Here is a 17,244-nt window from a genome sequence, read left to right as displayed (position 1 = left end):
CTCTTACTCTATATTTTCAAGAAAGCTCTTCTTAAATTATTAATATTATTATGTTGATAGCTTTCGCTTTTCGCCATATAGCTTTCTCTCGAATTCCAAGTCACCTGGAAGCATTAAAACGCTATCTGCTTCTTTTAAAACAACACTATCCTATTATCTTACCCGGAGATCCTCTTCGTAGAATATCTTTAATTTTAACATTTGATTTTGCTTCTATAGACTTTTACACGTCTGTATTTCCATTTTTACAACAACATCAAATTCCTGCTGTCATTGGCATCGCATGGCGTTATGTTTCTCCAAATACTGCGAAAGCTCTTTCTCTAGCTCATCGCTTAGAACCTTCAGATACTCTAGCATTCCAAGACGAAGTGTTCTTAAACCACATGCCTTTCTGTTCACAAGAAGAAATCCTTACTATGGCTTCTTCTCCTTTAATCCAAGTAGCATCATCTGGTTTTGCCGTACGTAATTTACAACATTCTCCTCCTTATTTAGCAACTGAGGTCTTCCTTTCAAAACACTATATAAAAGCCATGACAGGACAATTTCCAAAAGCTTTTTTTTATCCTTTTGGGAAATATGATGCTGAAAGCCAAAAATACGTTGCTCGACACTATGATTATTCTTTCATTTTGGGTAATACAGTAAACATAAAGAAGAGGACTCATAGAATCTTTCGTTTAGAGATGAAATCAAATCTCTACACATTACCGAAGTTTTGGCTAAGCCCTAATTATCTAAAAAACTGGTTAACACTCCGTTGGCAAACAACAAATCTATATCAAAAAAAAACTATTTTAAGAAAAAAACACTTAAACAAATAAAAAGTTTTTACTTGCGAATTTGGCATACAGCATCATGTAAAGCATGAACAAAACTTTCAATATCGCTTTGATCATTATATACTCCTAAAGAAGCTCTTAAAACATGGCCAACTTCCCATCGCCTCATAGAAGGCTGAGAACATTGATGTCCCGTACGCACAGCAATTCCTTGAAGATCCAAAAGATATCCTAAATCTAAAGGATGAGCTCCTTCTATTTTCATGCTAATTAATGCTCCTCTAGGAAGGCCGAGCTCAGGACCAAGAATACGCATTCCAGGAATCTGTAATAATTTCTCGTGCATATACGTTATTAAAGCTGTTTCATAGTTATACACACGATTTATAGATAATTCATGCAGGTAATTTAACGCAGCTCCTAACCCCAAAACACCCGCAATGTGAGGTGTTCCTGCCTCAAACTTCAACGGAGCCGTTAAATATTCAGGATCCTGACTATCATAAATTGAAACCATTCCTCCTCCACCTTGAACTGGAGGCATTTGTTCCAAAAGTTCTTTTTTCCCAAACAAAATTCCAAGACCTGTAGGACCATAAATCTTATGAGAGGAAAATACATAAAAATCTATATCCCAAGCGCTAACATCTATAAGACTGTGAGCAACGCCCTGAGCTCCATCTACAACAATGAGAGCACCATAACGATGAGTAAGCATAGAGATCTCTTGTATAGGCTGTATACAACCTGAAACATTACTAATATGAGGAACACTAACAATATTAGCGCCTTCTTTAAGAAGACTTTCTAAATGATCCAGATCAACTAGCCCTGAATCAAGAACAGCTATTTTCTTAACAATAGATCCTTGACGACGACAAGCTATCTCCCAAGACAAAACATTAGCGTGATGCTCGGATTCAGAAACTAAAACTACTCCACCTTGAGGAATCCAGACATCATGCGCAGCAATAGCTAATAAATTTAACCCTGCAGTCGTTCCTGCTGTAAAAACTATTTCATTTTCACAAGTAGCTCCTATCCATTCTCGAACGATTTCTCGCACTTGAGAAAAATCTTCAGAAGTTTTCCTTGAAGAACTGTAAACAGCTCGACCTACGGTAGCGTAAGAAGAACTATAAAAATTTATAATAGAGTCTATAACACTTTGAGGTTTATGCGTCGTTGCTGCAGAATCTAAATAAATAAAAGGTTCCCCTTCTTTCTCTTTAGAAGCAAATATAGGAAAATCCTTTTTTATTCCGTGCATAAAAACCAGATCTAGTTTTTTCTAATTATTCAAAAATTAAACAAAGTAGAAAGTTGAGGAAATGCATCCACAGGAGGTTGGGCAGCAAAAAATCCTTTAATAAGCTTAGCTTGAGCTTCTTCTAAAGTCATTCCTCGAGAACGCATATAAAATATCTGATTAGGATCCAAAGGACCTACAGTTGCACCATGAGAAGCTTTAACATCATCTGTTAGAATTTCTAAACGAGGAAATGTTGAAACTTTTGCAGAATCACTAAGCAAAAGAGTATCATGTTTTTGATAAGCATCGGATAGCTTTCCTTGTGGGGTTATTGATATACTACCCTCAAAGAAAAATTCACCAGAACACAGTATCGACTTAATGTTTTGTCGTGAAGTTGTCTCTATAGCATCATGATACATAAGATTTTTTACCCACGTCTTTTTCGGGGATTTAATTGTTACTAAAGACTCTGAGTGAGCCTGATCTCCTACCATATAAAATGTATTGTTAAATAAACCGGAACCGGAAATATCTTTTAGCAAATTCTCCATGATCATACAGGATCCTTGTTCTTCAATAGTCGCTATATGAGACCAACAAAATTGATCTTCTTTCGCATACTCTGATGCCATGGATAGAATAATTTCGGCGTTTTTTGAGACAAAAACCTCTGTTACACCATTAACTATGGTTTCTCTTGGAGTTCTATTATCTGACTCTACATGATGAGAAACATGAATACGAGCACAAGCTTTACAACCTAAAACGATAATAATTTTAGGTAAAAAGAGAATTTTTTGTTTTCCAGCCGAAGGAAATGTAATATGACGGATAAAAATTTGTTCATCTATAATTTCTCCCTCAGGGATGTAAAAAACTACTCCTCCTTGAAGGGAGCCTTCAGCATTTATAAATGCTAAAGGGTGCTCTTCCACATTAAATTGTCTCATAAATGTAGAAAAAGAAGAGCTAGCTTCTTCTAAAGGATAAGCAAAAACACCTTCTGGTAACTGAGAAAGGGAGGGCTCAAATTTTCCATTAATTAAGACACATTCAAAAGCTAGCGAGTGCTTATGCAATAATTGTTGCTTCATCATCTCAGAACTTCCATGGGCATACCCATAGTTCTCTGGAGCTTCTGCAAGATCTTTTATCCAAGAAAAATTACGAAAAATCTCTCTAAAAGACTCGTTTTGACTATGCAATTCATAACACTCTTGTACAGCTTTATGTACAGAGGAACCAGGAATTATCGAAGAAAAATTTTCTACAAAAGCTAACATATTATCCTCGGAGAACTGAGCCTATGACTTCTTGGTAACTTTTACTTTCAAGATCATGCATCAAAGAGACATCTCCAGAAAACACTATTCTACCATCTAAAAGAACATGAACAAACTTTGGTTGTAAAAGGTTCCCCAGTTGTGGATTATGTGTAACTATGCATATCGAAGCATCTGGATGTAAATCACGATACCTCTCTAAAGTTCTACAAATTAAGCGTAAAGCATCAACATCTAAACCTGAATCTAGTTCATCAAGAAGAACCATTTTTGGCTCTAAGACTAACATTTGGCAAAGTTCATTTTTTTTTCTTTCTCCGCCTGAAAAACCTTCATTTACATTTCTATCTAAAAAATCATTGATAGTATCGAATTCATATGTATCTATAATAGTAGAAAGTAGAGCATCAAACTCATCTTTTGAAATTTCTTCCACCTGAAGAGAACGACGACATGCATTATATGCATCTCGTAAAAACATCTTATTATTCACACCAGGAATTTCTGGGGGGTGCTGAAATCCGATAAATAAACCAGCTTGTGCGCGAGCTTCTGGAGTCATAGTAAGCACATCCTGATCACATAAGCTGACGCGCCCTGAAGAAACAAAGACACTCTCGTCTCCAGATAAAACTTTTGCCAAAGTTGATTTTCCTGCTCCATTAGGCCCCATAATTACATGCAGCTCTCCAGAATTAATATGAAGATTTAGATCATCTAAAATTTTTACATCATCACAATTTACATGCAGATTTTCTATACGTAACATTGTATTAACCTACGCTATTTTCTAACTTAACAAACAAAAGCTTAGACGCTTCTTGAGCAAATTCTAGGGGCAATTGCTCTATGATTTCTCTACAAAACCCATGTACAACTAAACTAACAGCTTCTTCTGTACTTAATCCCCGACTACGCAAATATAACAACTGATCTTCTCGCAATTTTGATGTGGTGGCCTCATGCTCCACAGAAGAAGAAGAGTTCCCTACTACAATTTTGGGATCAGTATAGGCTCCACAAGATTTCCCTATAAGCATGGAATCACATTGCGTATAATTACGGCTTTTCTCAGCTTTGTCACTCATAGAAACTAAACTTCTAAATGTATTATGAGAACAATCAGAAGAAATTCCTTTAGATACAATAGTAGAAGAAGTTTTAGATCCAATATGAATCATTTTCGTACCCGTATCCGCCTGCATCTTACCATTCGTAAGAGCTATAGAATAAAACTCTCCGACGCTCTCATCCCCCTTTAAGATACAACTAGGATACTTCCAAGTAATGGCGGCTCCGACTTCAACTTGAGACCAAGAAATCTTAGATTGGCGTCCTGCACACAACCCTCTTTTTGTTACAAAGTTGTAAATACCACCTGCTCCTGTTTTCTTATCTCCAGTATACCAATTTTGAACCGTAGAATAACATATAACCGAGTGATTTTTTGCTACTAGTTCTACAACAGCAGCATGAAGCTGATGAGAAGAAAAGGCAGGAGCCGTGCATCCTTCTAGATAACTTACATAACCACCATCCTCAACGATGATCAAAGTACGCTCAAACTGACCCGCTTCTTTATTATTAATCCTAAAATATGTTGAAATATCCATGGGACAACGAACTCCCTTAGGAACATAAACAAAGGATCCATCACTGAACACTGCCGCATTCAATGCGGCAAAGAAATTATCCCGATAAGAGACAACACTTCCTAAATATTTTTTTATAAGATCGGGGTACTTTTGTATAGCTTCGCTTAAAGAGCAAAAAATTACCCCAGCTTTATCTAATGCCTCTTTAAAAGTAGTTCCTAAAGAAACAGAGTCAAAAACGAGATCTACAGCAACATTTTGAACATTTAAAAGTCGCTTTTGCTCATCTAAAGGTAAACCAAGCTTTCTAAAAGTTTCTAAAATTTCTGGATCCGCTTCTTCTAATTTTCCTATAGGATTTTTTTGTTTGGGGGCAGAAAAATATGCAATATCATCATAATCAATGGGCTTCATTTGTACTCGTGCCCACGTAGGGCTTTGCAAACTTTGCCAATATCGAAAAGCTTTTAAACGAAAATCTAAAATGAAAGAAGGCTCATTACGCCGAGCCACTATTTGCTCTATAGTATCTTCTGAAAGCCCTTTTAAACCATCAGATTCTATAGGAGTAACAAAACCATAGGGATATTCTTTTCTTTCCTCTAAAAAAGCATCTAGTACTTGATCCATGGCTCTTCCGTTTTTCATCTTCAAGATATGCAAACTGGGTAAAGGTAACACATTAATCGTTTTTTCCGAATAATAAAGAAGGCTTGAAAAGAGAACTTTTGTTCTATTCATCAAGCCCATGGGAAAGGAAGAGGGGAAATTTTTCCCCTCTTCCTTTAGAGATCACACTTTTGTGAAGAAAAAGTGTAAAAACTTTTTAACACTCGTCAAATCTAATACAAAAAAGTATTTTTTGTCTTCTTTTTTTTATATTGAATATATTTTTCGCACTCATCGCAACACAAAATAGTAAAATCCTTACTAAGGGATTGTATCCAGTTTACGAGACAGCTCTAAAGAAGAAGGATCCGAAGCTATCGCCTTTTCTAAAAGAGCAGCAAAAATAGACTCTTTCTCTACTAAGAATTTATGTTCTCTAATAGCTTTTTCTCCTTGGCCTTGCATATGATACAAATAACCTAATAAATAATGCGAACGCTCATGTTCTAAATTAATAGATAATGCACGATGAAAAGCCTCATGTGCTTGTGAAGACTGCTTTAAATCCATATAAGCAAGTCCTACATAAAAATGAGCGTCAGCATCTTCCTCATTTAAAAACAAAGCTTCATGAAAAGCTTTTAAAGCTAGTCTCGTTTTGTCCAAGGTGAGGTAACACAAACCTAAATTATAATGCCCATCTGCTAAATCAGGACGAAGTTGCACTACCCGCTCATAAGCTTCTGTTGCTTTATTCCATTTTTTATTTTTAGAAAGTAAAAATCCCAGCTTTACCCATGCTTTCCAATAAAGAGGATTTTTACTTACTGTAGACTCTAAAACTTTCATTGCTTCTGATTCTTCAGCCATATCAGAAAGGACTACAGCTTTGTTATATAAACTTTGAGGATTCCAAGGATCTAATTCAAGAACCGTGTTAAAGCAGCTAATAGCCTCTTGAAATTGTTTAAGACGATGGTATACACCTCCCAAACTAAACCAACACTCTACATCATCTGGATGTAAAGCAACATAAGCGCGATATTGTTCGATAGCTTCTTCACAACGATTATCTCGATCTAAAGCAGCACCATAACAATAACGCAAATAGCTGTCTCCTGGCTCTGTTTCTAAACCTCTTGCACACCAAGATAATGCTTCATGAACTCGTCCAGACTCTAAAGCTATTATTCCTAGATAGCAATAAGCCAATGCTGCAGAAGGATCGAGCTCTAACGTTTCTTTTAATCTTTTTTCAGCATGATCATATTCTCCACTCAAAAAAAAATTTATTCCTGAACAAAGAAATTCTTTCGCTAGATGTTTTGCAGCTTCTTCCACGAATTTTCTCCTGGCATACGATTCATTGACTCACCTTTCTAAGAGCAAAAATCGTGCCAAAAGTAATTCAATTAAGAAAAATTGCACCTCTCTGTATTTTTTCCCACATTTCTATCATTCTCACAGCAATCGGAGCAGCATCTCTTCCAAATTCTCCTAAACGTAAATAAACAACGACAACCAACTCCGGTTGTGATAATTCTCGATCAGTAAAACTCACAGCAGCAAACCACACATCTTTCATTTTCATTGTGCCGTATTCTCGATCTAATCCTACGCGCATTATAGACTCTGCTGTACTGGTTTTCCCAATTATACGAGATAAAATATCAGGGGAAAACTGTTCTCGTATAGCACGAGCTGTACCAAAATTACCCCAAATCACTTGATGCATCCCTTGCTTTAAGACTTTTACGACGGGCTCTGGCATGAAAATTTGATGTTTTTTTATAGGGGAAAGACCAACAGGTAAGTTTCCTTCTCTGAGTAATAAACTAGGAACATACAATGTCCCCCCATTCACAAAAGCTGCCAACATAGTGGCAACTTGTAAAGGAGTTACGACTAACGTATGTTGCCCTATTGCAGTTGCGTATAACCCAGATCTATTGTAGGAAATATCTTTAGGAAGTTTTCCTGCATATTCTCCAGGCAAACCTATTCCAGTTTTTTCTCCAAATCCAAACAAGACTGCAGCATCATACAAATCCTCTGGATCTGAAAGATACTCACCTACAAGCAAAGAAAAATAAGTATTACTAGACATTTCCAAAGCAGAGATCATATCAATGTATCCACGTCCTGAAAAATCATTTCCAGGTAAACTACCTCCACGGAAAAAGATAGGAATAGGTGAGCCATCTTTAAAAAAACCCACATGAGGCTTAGAAGCTGTGTATCCAAAAGAATTTTTATCTATAAGCACGAAAAATTTTGTTAATTCCTCTCCAGGCATATTTAAAAATCGTTGAGATAAAACAGAATATGCAGAAACCAACTTGAAGATAGATCCTAAAGTTGCAGCCTGACCAAAAGAATGAGACCGCAAATACCCATAACCATAAGTAGGATAAAATGCAGCTGCCAAATCTTGTTCTTTTTGCGGTGAGTTTTTAACAATAGTCAAAGGATACTCGCCTAACAAATGTCGTTGCAAATCATCAAATCCTCGAAAAGCATTAAATAACAACTGTAGCTCTTTAGATAAAGGGGTAAGATGTTCTGCCAAAAACAGATAATGCTCATACCAAGGTAATGCTTTATGTGCTCCTCGACTTAACTCTTCTCGCCATAAAGAAAGAGTATTGTAATAAGGATTTAAAAATTCTTTTTTAAAGGGATCTCCAGAAATTAAGTATGCAAGAAACGAGTCTAAATATTGTTTTCGAAAAGCCCAATACTGCTTCTTTCTTTCTTTTTCTAAATAATCTACATAAGGCGTTGGAAATCGCTGTTTTTTAATCTCTTCTTCCTTACGCTTATTTGCGAGAAACTGTGCAAAATGCTCGTGTCTCCAAGTTTTAAACTCAGTTTCTGTAAAAATTTCTTCTATAATTTTTGAAAAAGCTTCACGCAAAGCTATATAGCGTCCCTGAAGTTCAGCGAACTCTAGTAAGGATAAGTTATGAATTTTTAAAAACAAATTCGGACTAACTTTTGTTGGATCTATAACCAAGCGTAAAAGATCTACATACAAGATCTTATCATAATTTGCAGGGAGCTTTTCAAAAGCTTCTAAAAGATCTTTTTTTACTTTTTCTATACTAGCAAAGTGCTGTTTCAAACACTGTGCTAGCCACTCTTGCTGGCTTACAGAAGTAATTTTTTTGGTGAGAATATGACCCTCTTCTCTAGGGAAAACGACATCAAAAATCGCAGAACAAGAACATTTTCTTTTGTCATAGCAAAATAGTGTTAATAAATCGTTAACTCGATTTTGGATTCTTATAGCTGAACCTATAGTATCCTGCTTCTTTAGAAGAAGCTTCACGACAGAATTATTTGGAAACAGTAAATCTAGATAATTCTCAAAAGTTAGAGATAGCTGTTCATCAAAATTTTCTCCACTTGAAAAATCTTTCCGTTCTCTCCGCAGAGAAGTTTTTCTATCATAGAGCTCAGCAATATGTTCTTTTCCTTCAAGCCAGCGATAAATTTCAGAACGAGTTGCTATAGGATCCTCTGCTACTCGCATTTTTACAAAGTCATTATTACAATAACGAGGAGAGGAAGCCATTGCTAAAATCTCTCCATTATTAGGATTAAGAGCTATAATAGCTCCACCTTTTATCCAAGGAAATAGAGGTGGTAATAACTCCCTCTTTTTCATAGAATTCACACTACGAAAAGATTCTGCCTGCTCATGCTCTAAAAGTAATTTTTCTGCAAATGCCTGCAAATCAGCCGATAAAGAAAGCTGGAGTCTTGTTCCTGGAACTACAGGAACAGCCTCTTCTACGTCTTGAATAAAGTTGCCTCTTCGATCTACTAAAACAGTACTTTTTCCTATTTTTCCCCGTAACTGACTATCATAAAGAGCTTCTATTCCAGACTTTCCGACTAAAGCATTCAAACTATACGCTCTGTTTTCCAAAGACTCGAGTAAAGCTCGAACTTGATCGATACTAGCTAAACCCTCTGGAAAATTAGGATTCTCCCCTTCTTCATAAGCACGTATACACTCGCGTAACTTACTCAGTTCCTGGGTGATTCTTTTGTATTCCCCTGTATTAATCGGCCCAACATAACCAATAACATCTGCAGCAATTTTCCCTTGAGGATAGTAACGACGCACAACAGAATCAACATGTAGACCTGGCCAATCTTTTGCTATCATCTTAAGTTTTAAATATACCTGCTCAGAAATATTTGATTGTAAAAGATAGGGCACAACACCCAAAACAGAAGCTTTTGAGTGAATAACATCTTCAATAAAATCTTGATCTAGATGTAATTCCCGGGAAAGAAGTTCTGCTAAACGCCGAATATAGTATTTGCGAACGGGGATTAGCTCTTTAATTCCTTGACTATTCTCTCGCCAAGCACGAGAAGGTATCTCCCGAATCGCACTATAGGCAATACTGACATCATACTGCAGTTGATTAGTTGCTAAGATTTTCCCAAAGCGATCACAAATCGTAGCTCTTTCAACATATTCAGGAATTACCCTTTTTTGAGGTTTGAAAGCCTCTTCTAGTTTCTGATCATGCTCTATTACAGCAAGATGCCATAAACGCAGCACGATAACAGCCAAAGCTACGATAATTCCAGACAAAAGTTTATTCGTCTTTTCAGAAACTGTAAGGCGTTTAGAACTCTTTTTTAGCGATTTCATAAAACCGATATTATGAACTAAATTTTTGTCTGGCAAGATAAGCCTCTTCGCCTTACTAAAACTTTAGAGATCTAATAGGAAGCTTTTATAAATTAAATTCTGAAAGAAAATTGAAATATGTGAACACATTTGCTATCGACAAAACGATTTCAAATAAAAATAAAAACACTAAAAAATCTAATAAGAAGAAACCTTCTAAAAAAGACTCCTTAAAGTGATTTCTAACTTAGGCCAAGGTATATATAAAAATCGTGTACAAAAAATTGCGTATTCTTAAATAGCTATTCTTAGAAATTCTTGTCCGAAAATGATGTCTGAAAACACTCTTTTCTCTTATCGTCTTTACTATAATAAGAAAAGTTTGTTATGTTTTCGATTAATGAGCTGTATGTTCATGCTTAAGGCTGTTTTCACTTGCAAGACTCTCCTAAAAGTCATTAGTTGCCTAACAGGATATCTTGTCTGGCTTTAACTTGGACGTGGGTGCCGCCAGAAAACAAGAAAATATAGCGAGCACAAAAAGAAAAGATATTAAGCATAATCTTTAGAGGTGAGTATGAAAAAACTCTTAAAGTCGGCGTTGTTATCCGCCGTATTTGTAGCTGGTAGCGCCTCCTTACATGCCTTGCCTGTAGGGAACCCAGCAGAACCAAGTTTATTAATTGACGGCACTATATGGGAAGGTGTAACGGGAGATCCATGCGATCCTTGTGCAACTTGGTGTGATGCGATCAGTCTACGTACAGGATTTTATGGAGATTATGTTTTCGATCGAGTTCTCAAAACAGATGTTGCAAAAACATTTTCAATGGGAGCAGCGCCAACAGGAAATACTGAATCCAATTTTACCACATCAACAGAAAGACCTAACCCTGCTTACAACAAGCATTTACACGATGCAGAATTATTCACAAATGCTGGTTATATAGCTCTAAACATCTGGGACCGTTTTGATGTTTTCTGTACTTTAGGAGCAACATCTGGCTACATTAAAGGAAATTCTGAATCTTTTAATATGATTGGCTTAATTGGTGTTGCTGGAGGAACTATAGGTGCTACAGAGTTGCCTAACGTAACGATCACTAATGGTATAGTAGAATTATATACAGATACAACTTTCTCTTGGAGCGTTGGAGCTCGAGGAGCTTTATGGGAATGTGGTTGTGCTACATTGGGAGCAGAATTCCAATACGCTCAGTCCAAACCTCGTATTCAAGAATTGAACGTTCTATCTAACGCTGCTCGGTTCACTATACATAGACCACAGGGTTATAAAGGAGTTTCTCTTCCCCTCCCTCAAAACGCAGGAACAAAAGCTGCAACAGATTTAAAAAATGCAACACTAGATTATCACGAATGGCAGGTCGGAGCAGCATTGTCTTATAGACTCAATATGCTCGTTCCTTATATTGGTGTTCAGTGGTCAAGAGCCTCTTTTGATGCTGATACGATCCAAATTGCTCAGCCAAAACTAGCTACACCAGTCATGAACTTGACAACATGGAACCCAACATTATTAGGGGAAGCTACAGCTCTTGACAGCACCAACAAGTATGGAGATTTCCTACAAATTGTTTCTGTTCAGATTAACAAAATGAAATCTAGAAAAGCTTGTGGTATCGCTATTGGAGCAACTCTAATCGATGCTGATAAATGGGCAATCAATGGTGAAGCTCGCTTGATCAATGAAAGAGCTGCTCACATTTCTGCTCAATGCAGATTCTAAGGTTTGCTTAGGCAATCTTAACTTTTTGTTGCTACTAGGACTCTCGTAGTTCTGGTTTCTAACCCGGAAGCTAAGGCTTCTGGGTTTTTTATTTTTTATTTCTTTCATCCATCTTCTCATTCTCAAATAAATTATTTATTAATCAAAAAAACTCCTCTTTTATAAAGATTACCATCTTGCGTTAAAAGCTTTACTACATTACCATCTTTGTTACATTTGGTTTTGCGCCCGTAGCTCAATGGTAGAGCTGTAGCCTTCCAAGCTACCGGTGTCAGTTCGATTCTGATCGGGCGCTTTCTAAAACCACCAACCAAGACTGAAATCTTAGCTCAAAGCTAGGATGCCATTGTTAATATATTCTAATCTGAAATAGAGGTACAAAGCTTGGACTCTCAGCTCTACAATCTTTCCATAAAAGACCTTATAAAGGCTGGCGCTCATTTTGGGCACCAAACACGAAGATGGAATCCTAAAATGAAACTTTACATCTTCGAAGAGAAAAATGGATTATATATCATTAATTTAGCAAAGACTTTACAACAATTACGGTGCGCCGTTCCTCATGTATGTCGCGTTATTGAAGAAAATAAAACCATCCTTTTTGTTGGGACAAAAAAACAAGCAAAGTGTGTCATTAGAGAAGCAGCAATTGAAGCAGGAGAATTTTTTGTTGCAGAACGCTGGCTAGGTGGAATGCTAACTAACATGGCAACAATTCGCAATTCCATCAAAACTTTAGATAAAATCGAAAAAAATTTAGCTCGGAATCAATTCCATCTTACTAAAAAAGAAATGGCCCTTCTTGCCAAAAGACATCAAAAACTTTTGAAAAACCTAGAGGGCATTCGTTTCATGAAAAAACTGCCAGGTCTCCTGGTAGTTGTAGATCCTAGCTACGAAAAGATTGCTGTTGCTGAAGCTAAGAAATTAGGAATTCCTGTACTAGCTCTAGTAGATACTAACTGTGATCCAACACCTATCAATCATGTTATTCCTTGTAATGATGACTCTTTAAAAAGCATTCGTTTAATCATCAATGTTATTAAAGAAAATATTATTCAAACAAAGCGAAAACTCGGTCTAGAAATCGTTTCTCCAATTAAATCTTTAGAAAGTAATCTTCTATTATCAGAAGAAGAATCACCTGATGAAGAAGAAAAAACTGATGCAGATCGACATGAAGATTTGTTAGCAAAAAAATTTGATGAGACGAACTAATGAAAGATTTTTCTATGGACACCTTGAAAACTTTAAGACAACGCACTGGTGTCGGGTTAACCAAATGTAAAGAAGCCTTAGAAGCTAGTGAAGGAAATCTTGAAGAAGCTATTGTATTTCTACGAAAACTAGGTTTAGCTTCTGCTGGCAAAAAGGAACATCGAGAAACAAAAGAAGGTATCATTTCTGCAAAAGCAGATTCTAGAGGAGCCGCTATTGTAGAAGTTAATGTTGAAACAGACTTCGTAGCAAATAACGCCGTGTTTCGAAATTTTGTAGAAGGACTTGTTGAAGATGTCTTAAATCACAAAGTGGACAACGTTGAAGCTCTGACTCAATTACCATCCTCTCAAGACCCTTCTCTTTCTATTGATGAGTTGCGGGCCATCACAATGCAAACCGTTGGTGAAAATATCCGTATTAACCGAGTGTCTTATCTTCCCACAGCATCAACAGATAGTGTTGGTATCTATTCTCATGGCAACGGAAAAACTATCTCAATAGCTATTCTTTCTGGATCACCTGAAGGGGAAACTCTAGCAAAAGATATTGCCATGCATGTAGTCGCTGAGCGGCCCCAATTCATAAGTAAAAAAGATGTCCCAGAAGACATTATTATGAGAGAAACAGAAGTTATATCTTCTCAAGCACAAGGAAAACCCCAAACAGTTATCGATAAAATCATTTCCGGAAAACTCAGTACATTTTTCAAGGAAGTCTGCTTATTAGATCAGCCTTTTATTAAAAATCCAGATTTGACAATTCAAAGTTTAATTGAAAGTTTTTCAAAAAGCCAAGGGGCCCCTGTTGAAGTAAAGCAATTTATTTTATGGAAAATAGGAGCTTAGTAGATCCATGCCTAAGCAAATTAAACGCGTCTTATTTAAGATTTCTGGAGAAGCTTTATCTAAAGATGTTGGTACTAGAATAGATGAAATGCGTTTGTCTAGACTCGTATCAGAGATTCGAGCCGTGCGTAATTGTGATATTGAAATTGCACTTGTTATCGGTGGAGGAAATATTTTACGAGGTCTTGCAGAACAAAAAGAATTGCAAATCAATCGTGTATCTGCAGATCAAATGGGAATGCTTGCCACATTAATTAATGGGATGGCCGTTACAGATGCTCTTAAAGCTGATGATATCCCTTGCCTACTAACATCAACTCTTTCCTGTCCTCAGCTTGCAGAACTTTATACGCCACAAAAATCTGTAGAAGCTTTAAATCAAGGAAAAGTTCTTATCTGTACAACAGGAGCCGGCTCTCCTTATCTAACGACGGATACTGGGGCAGCTTTACGAGCTTGTGAACTTAAAGCTGATATCCTCATCAAAGCTACCATGCACGTAGATGGTGTCTACAACAAAGATCCTCGTGTTTTTCTAGACGCTGTAAAGTATGATTTTATATCTTATAAAGATTGCCTTTCTCAACAACTAGGAGTCATGGACGCTTCCGCTATCTCTCTTTGTATGGATTCCCATATTCCTATTCGTGTATTTAGCTTTGTTCAACACTCTTTAGAAAAATCTGTTTTTGATCCAACAATTGGGACTTTAATCGGCGAAGAGGTAGATCATGCCCATACTACGTGATACAGAAAAAAAAATGTTGGCTTCTTTTGAATTTTTTCAAAAAGAAGTTAAAACTTTTAGAACAGGAAAAGCTCATCCAGCTCTAATAGAAACTGTAACTGTAGATGTTTATGGAATGTCAATGCGACTATCAGATATTGCATCGATATCTGTTGCAGATACTCGTCAACTCGTTATATCTCCCTACGATGCAAACAACACTTCAGCAATTGCTAAAGGAGTGATTGCAGCAAATTTAAATCTTCAACCAGAAGTTGAGGGTTCTATTATTCGTATTCGTGTTCCTGAGCCAACTGCAGAGCTGAGGCAGGATATGATTAAACAGTTACGACGTAAATGTGAAGAAGCAAAAATTCAAATTCGTAACATTCGTAGAGAAACTAACGATAAGCTAAAAAAAGACTCAGACCTAACAGAAGATGTTGTGAAAAATAAAGAGAAAAAAATCCAAGATCTTACTGATAAGTTTTGTAAGCAAATAGACGAGCTTACAAAGCAAAAAGAAACAGATATTGCTTCGTTATAAAGTTTTTCTTTTTGAGAACTTTTCTCTCTATAGTTTTAGAAATCTTACAAAGAGAAAAGATTGCTCTAAAGAGAGAAAACCTGTAAAATTGTATCGTCTTGGCCCCATCGTCTAGCCTGGCCCAGGACATCGGATTTTCATTCCGGTAACAGGGGTTCGAATCCCCTTGGGGTCAAAGTATATAAATCTAACAAGATATTTATGGGTCTTTAGCTCAGCGGTTAGAGCACCTCACTTTTAATGAGGGGGTCGAAGGTTCAAATCCTTCAAGACCCAATTAGTTATTCTTGATTAGGCAATCTCCTTTTTATTTCTATAAAAGTCTTTTTCTACTTTCTTTGTTTTTGTTATGGATAGAGAAAGCTAGGCTTTAAGGAGATTCTCATGACAATTCCCCCAACAGCACGTTGCTATCAGTGTCAACAACAGGCGACTGTCTGCTACACAGAAATAAATACAGAAAAAGTACTGCGTTCCTATGTCTGCTCAAGCTGTCCCTACCCAAGTTATTACTACAGACATGAAAATACTCTCTTATGTCCTCAAAGGGATTCCGTCACCTTAGAATGCGGAAACTGTAAGACAACATGGAGTTTTCGCCAAGATGGAGATCAGTTGCTAGGCTGTCATCAATGTTATACGAATTTTAAAAGCCAACTCCTTACGAAACTGAATCAAAACAAAGCCATTTCTTCTTCATTTTCTTTAGAAAAAAATCGAGGATTTTTACATATAGGCCGCTCTCCAGGAAAAATCAATAGTGCTAATCCTCTATTGAAGTTGATAGCTCTTAACGAAGCTCTTCAAGACACATTAAAACGAGAAGATTACGAACAAGCAGCAATAATTCGAGATCAAATTAACAATTTAAAAACGCAAGATCAAGATACCCATGACAATTCCTAGTGATTTATTTCAAAGCTTTGTGGATAAGAAAAAATCTCTACAAGGAAATAAAATCTGGCCGATAACAACATTTTCTTTGTCTAGAAATCTCTCTGTTATGAAATTTCTTCCCTGCTTATCTAAAGAAAAAAAACTAGAACTTTTGCAGCTCATTACGTCTTATTTCAATGATAGCATGAGCTTAGATGAATTCTTTATTCTCTCTCTTAAAGACTCTCTTTTATGGCAAAAAGAGCTTTTGCTAGAACATTTTGTCTTTCCTTATGATCTCATTGGAAATCCTGGTGGAGAAGCCTTAATTGTAAATCGGACAGGAGATATTCTGATCGCCATAAACTTCCAAGATCATTTGATTCTACATATTATTGATTTTGATTCAGAACCTGAAAAAGCCTTAGACAAACTCATACAACTGGATAATTACTTGCATAACAAGTTATCCTTTGCATTTTCTTCAGAATTTGGATTTCTCACAACGAATCCAAAACACTGTGGTACAGCATTAAAGGGCCATTGTTTTCTACATACTCCGGCTCTTGTATACTCTAAGGGGCTAGCCAATATACTAAATGAAGATGCAGAAATTGTAAGTTCAGCTTTATTACCCTCGACTACAGATCTTTCTGGAAATGTAATAGTTTTGTCCAATAGATGCTCTTTAGGACTTACAGAAGAACAAATCATATCTTCTCTAAGAATTTGGGCTTCCAAAATTTCAGTTGCCGAATCTTCAGCAAAAAAATGTTATTCTGAAGAGTCTTCTGGAGAATTGAAAAATCATATACTTCGTTCTTTAGGTCTTCTTACACACTCTTATCACTTGGAACTAAAGGAAACATTAGATGCATTAAGTTGGTTACAACTGGGAATAGAACTAGGATGGATTAGAAATCCTAAAAATCATTCTATAGGGAATTTATTATTTTGGCAGGTTCGTAGAGCACATTTAGCCTTACAACAACCTGAAGAATCTCGAGATCTAAAAAAAGAAACAATTACACAACTACGAGCAAACTTGCTTAAAATGCTTGCTGCTGATCTTATTCCAGAAGGCTTTTAGATCTCTGATA

General features: G+C 36.5%; 14 protein-coding genes and 3 tRNA genes. 11 read left to right on the top strand and 6 right to left on the bottom strand.

Annotated features, from left to right (window positions below; translation table 11 throughout):
- Positions 1-50 precede the first annotated feature (50 nt).
- Positions 51-827 (top strand): polysaccharide deacetylase family protein, encoded by a 777-nt coding sequence (locus JMS40_RS01650; protein WP_201456546.1) that lies wholly within the window; start codon positions 51-53, stop codon positions 825-827.
- A 7-nt stretch (positions 828-834) separates the two neighbouring features.
- On the opposite strand, the gene JMS40_RS01645 is transcribed toward JMS40_RS01650, so the two are convergent.
- From JMS40_RS01645 to JMS40_RS01620, 6 genes are all read right to left on the bottom strand, one after another.
- Positions 835-2,055, bottom strand: coding sequence for a SufS family cysteine desulfurase (locus JMS40_RS01645; protein ID WP_201456545.1), 1,221 nt, complete (start codon positions 2,053-2,055; stop codon positions 835-837).
- A gap of 29 nt (positions 2,056-2,084) precedes the next feature.
- The gene (locus JMS40_RS01640; protein WP_201456544.1) at positions 2,085-3,323 is read right to left on the bottom strand and encodes a SufD family Fe-S cluster assembly protein; all 1,239 of its coding nucleotides are present in this window, start codon (positions 3,321-3,323) and stop codon (positions 2,085-2,087) included.
- A 1-nt stretch (position 3,324) separates the two neighbouring features.
- Entirely contained in the window at positions 3,325-4,092 is a 768-nt protein-coding gene (sufC, locus tag JMS40_RS01635) for a Fe-S cluster assembly ATPase SufC (RefSeq protein ID WP_201456543.1), read from the bottom strand.
- 4 nt (positions 4,093-4,096) lie between these two features.
- Positions 4,097-5,548 carry a Fe-S cluster assembly protein SufB gene (gene sufB / locus JMS40_RS01630; RefSeq protein WP_201456542.1) on the bottom strand — a complete coding sequence of 484 codons (1,452 nt, stop codon included), beginning with the start codon at positions 5,546-5,548 and terminating at the stop codon, positions 4,097-4,099.
- Positions 5,549-5,848: 300 nt separating this feature from the next.
- Positions 5,849-6,868, bottom strand: a complete 1,020-nt coding sequence (locus JMS40_RS01625; protein ID WP_201456541.1) for a tetratricopeptide repeat protein — start codon at positions 6,866-6,868, stop codon at positions 5,849-5,851.
- Between the two features lie 67 nt (positions 6,869-6,935).
- Positions 6,936-10,202 (bottom strand): penicillin-binding transpeptidase domain-containing protein, encoded by a 3,267-nt coding sequence (locus tag JMS40_RS01620; RefSeq protein ID WP_201456540.1) that lies wholly within the window; start codon positions 10,200-10,202, stop codon positions 6,936-6,938.
- A 556-nt stretch (positions 10,203-10,758) separates the two neighbouring features.
- Here JMS40_RS01620 and JMS40_RS01615 point away from each other — a divergent pair.
- The 10 genes from JMS40_RS01615 (at position 10,759) to JMS40_RS01570 (ending at position 17,234) form a co-directional block, all read left to right on the top strand.
- A complete protein-coding gene (locus JMS40_RS01615; protein WP_201456539.1) occupies positions 10,759-11,928 on the top strand; it encodes a porin in 1,170 nt (389 codons plus the stop codon).
- A gap of 224 nt (positions 11,929-12,152) precedes the next feature.
- Positions 12,153-12,223 (top strand) — tRNA-Gly (locus JMS40_RS01610).
- Positions 12,224-12,312: 89 nt separating this feature from the next.
- Entirely contained in the window at positions 12,313-13,146 is an 834-nt protein-coding gene (gene rpsB, locus JMS40_RS01605; protein ID WP_201456538.1) for a 30S ribosomal protein S2, read from the top strand.
- On the top strand, positions 13,146-13,994 hold the full coding sequence (tsf, locus tag JMS40_RS01600; RefSeq protein ID WP_201456537.1) for a translation elongation factor Ts: 849 nt from the start codon (positions 13,146-13,148) through the stop codon (positions 13,992-13,994). The genes rpsB and tsf overlap by 1 nt, the downstream gene beginning before the upstream one ends.
- A 7-nt stretch (positions 13,995-14,001) precedes the next feature.
- Positions 14,002-14,742, top strand: coding sequence for a UMP kinase (gene pyrH, locus JMS40_RS01595; protein ID WP_201456536.1), 741 nt, complete (start codon positions 14,002-14,004; stop codon positions 14,740-14,742).
- On the top strand, positions 14,726-15,268 hold the full coding sequence (gene frr, locus JMS40_RS01590) for a ribosome recycling factor (protein ID WP_201456535.1): 543 nt from the start codon (positions 14,726-14,728) through the stop codon (positions 15,266-15,268). The genes pyrH and frr overlap by 17 nt, the downstream gene beginning before the upstream one ends.
- Positions 15,269-15,368: 100 nt before the next feature.
- A tRNA-Glu gene (locus JMS40_RS01585) sits at positions 15,369-15,443 on the top strand.
- Positions 15,444-15,471: 28 nt separating this feature from the next.
- Positions 15,472-15,544, top strand: a tRNA-Lys gene (locus JMS40_RS01580).
- Positions 15,545-15,652: 108 nt separating this feature from the next.
- Positions 15,653-16,174 carry a UvrB/UvrC motif-containing protein gene (locus JMS40_RS01575; RefSeq protein WP_201456534.1) on the top strand — a complete coding sequence of 174 codons (522 nt, stop codon included), beginning with the start codon at positions 15,653-15,655 and terminating at the stop codon, positions 16,172-16,174.
- Positions 16,161-17,234, top strand: a complete 1,074-nt coding sequence (locus JMS40_RS01570) for a protein arginine kinase (protein ID WP_201456533.1) — start codon at positions 16,161-16,163, stop codon at positions 17,232-17,234. Before JMS40_RS01575 ends, JMS40_RS01570 begins: the two co-directional genes overlap by 14 nt.
- Positions 17,235-17,244 lie beyond the last annotated feature (10 nt).

The organism is Chlamydia sp. 17-3921, assembly GCF_902705545.1.
In the GTDB taxonomy this organism is placed as follows: domain Bacteria; phylum Chlamydiota; class Chlamydiia; order Chlamydiales; family Chlamydiaceae; genus Chlamydia.
This window is presented reverse-complemented; position numbering and strand designations above follow the sequence as displayed.

Bases quoted from the DNA above. Each gene is read 5' to 3' on its own strand.
- JMS40_RS01650 (WP_201456546.1), top strand. From the start codon at position 51: ATGTTGATAGCTTTCGCTTTTCGCCATATAGCTTTCTCTCGAATTCCA.
- JMS40_RS01645 (WP_201456545.1), bottom strand. From the start codon at position 2,055: ATGCACGGAATAAAAAAGGATTTTCCTATATTTGCTTCTAAAGAGAAA.
- JMS40_RS01640 (WP_201456544.1), bottom strand. From the start codon at position 3,323: ATGTTAGCTTTTGTAGAAAATTTTTCTTCGATAATTCCTGGTTCCTCT.
- sufC (WP_201456543.1), bottom strand. From the start codon at position 4,092: ATGTTACGTATAGAAAATCTGCATGTAAATTGTGATGATGTAAAAATT.
- sufB (WP_201456542.1), bottom strand. From the start codon at position 5,548: ATGGATCAAGTACTAGATGCTTTTTTAGAGGAAAGAAAAGAATATCCC.
- JMS40_RS01620 (WP_201456540.1), bottom strand. From the start codon at position 10,202: ATGAAATCGCTAAAAAAGAGTTCTAAACGCCTTACAGTTTCTGAAAAG.
- JMS40_RS01615 (WP_201456539.1), top strand. From the start codon at position 10,759: ATGAAAAAACTCTTAAAGTCGGCGTTGTTATCCGCCGTATTTGTAGCT.
- tsf (WP_201456537.1), top strand. From the start codon at position 13,146: ATGAAAGATTTTTCTATGGACACCTTGAAAACTTTAAGACAACGCACT.
- pyrH (WP_201456536.1), top strand. From the start codon at position 14,002: ATGCCTAAGCAAATTAAACGCGTCTTATTTAAGATTTCTGGAGAAGCT.
- frr (WP_201456535.1), top strand. From the start codon at position 14,726: ATGCCCATACTACGTGATACAGAAAAAAAAATGTTGGCTTCTTTTGAA.
- JMS40_RS01575 (WP_201456534.1), top strand. From the start codon at position 15,653: ATGACAATTCCCCCAACAGCACGTTGCTATCAGTGTCAACAACAGGCG.
- JMS40_RS01570 (WP_201456533.1), top strand. From the start codon at position 16,161: ATGACAATTCCTAGTGATTTATTTCAAAGCTTTGTGGATAAGAAAAAA.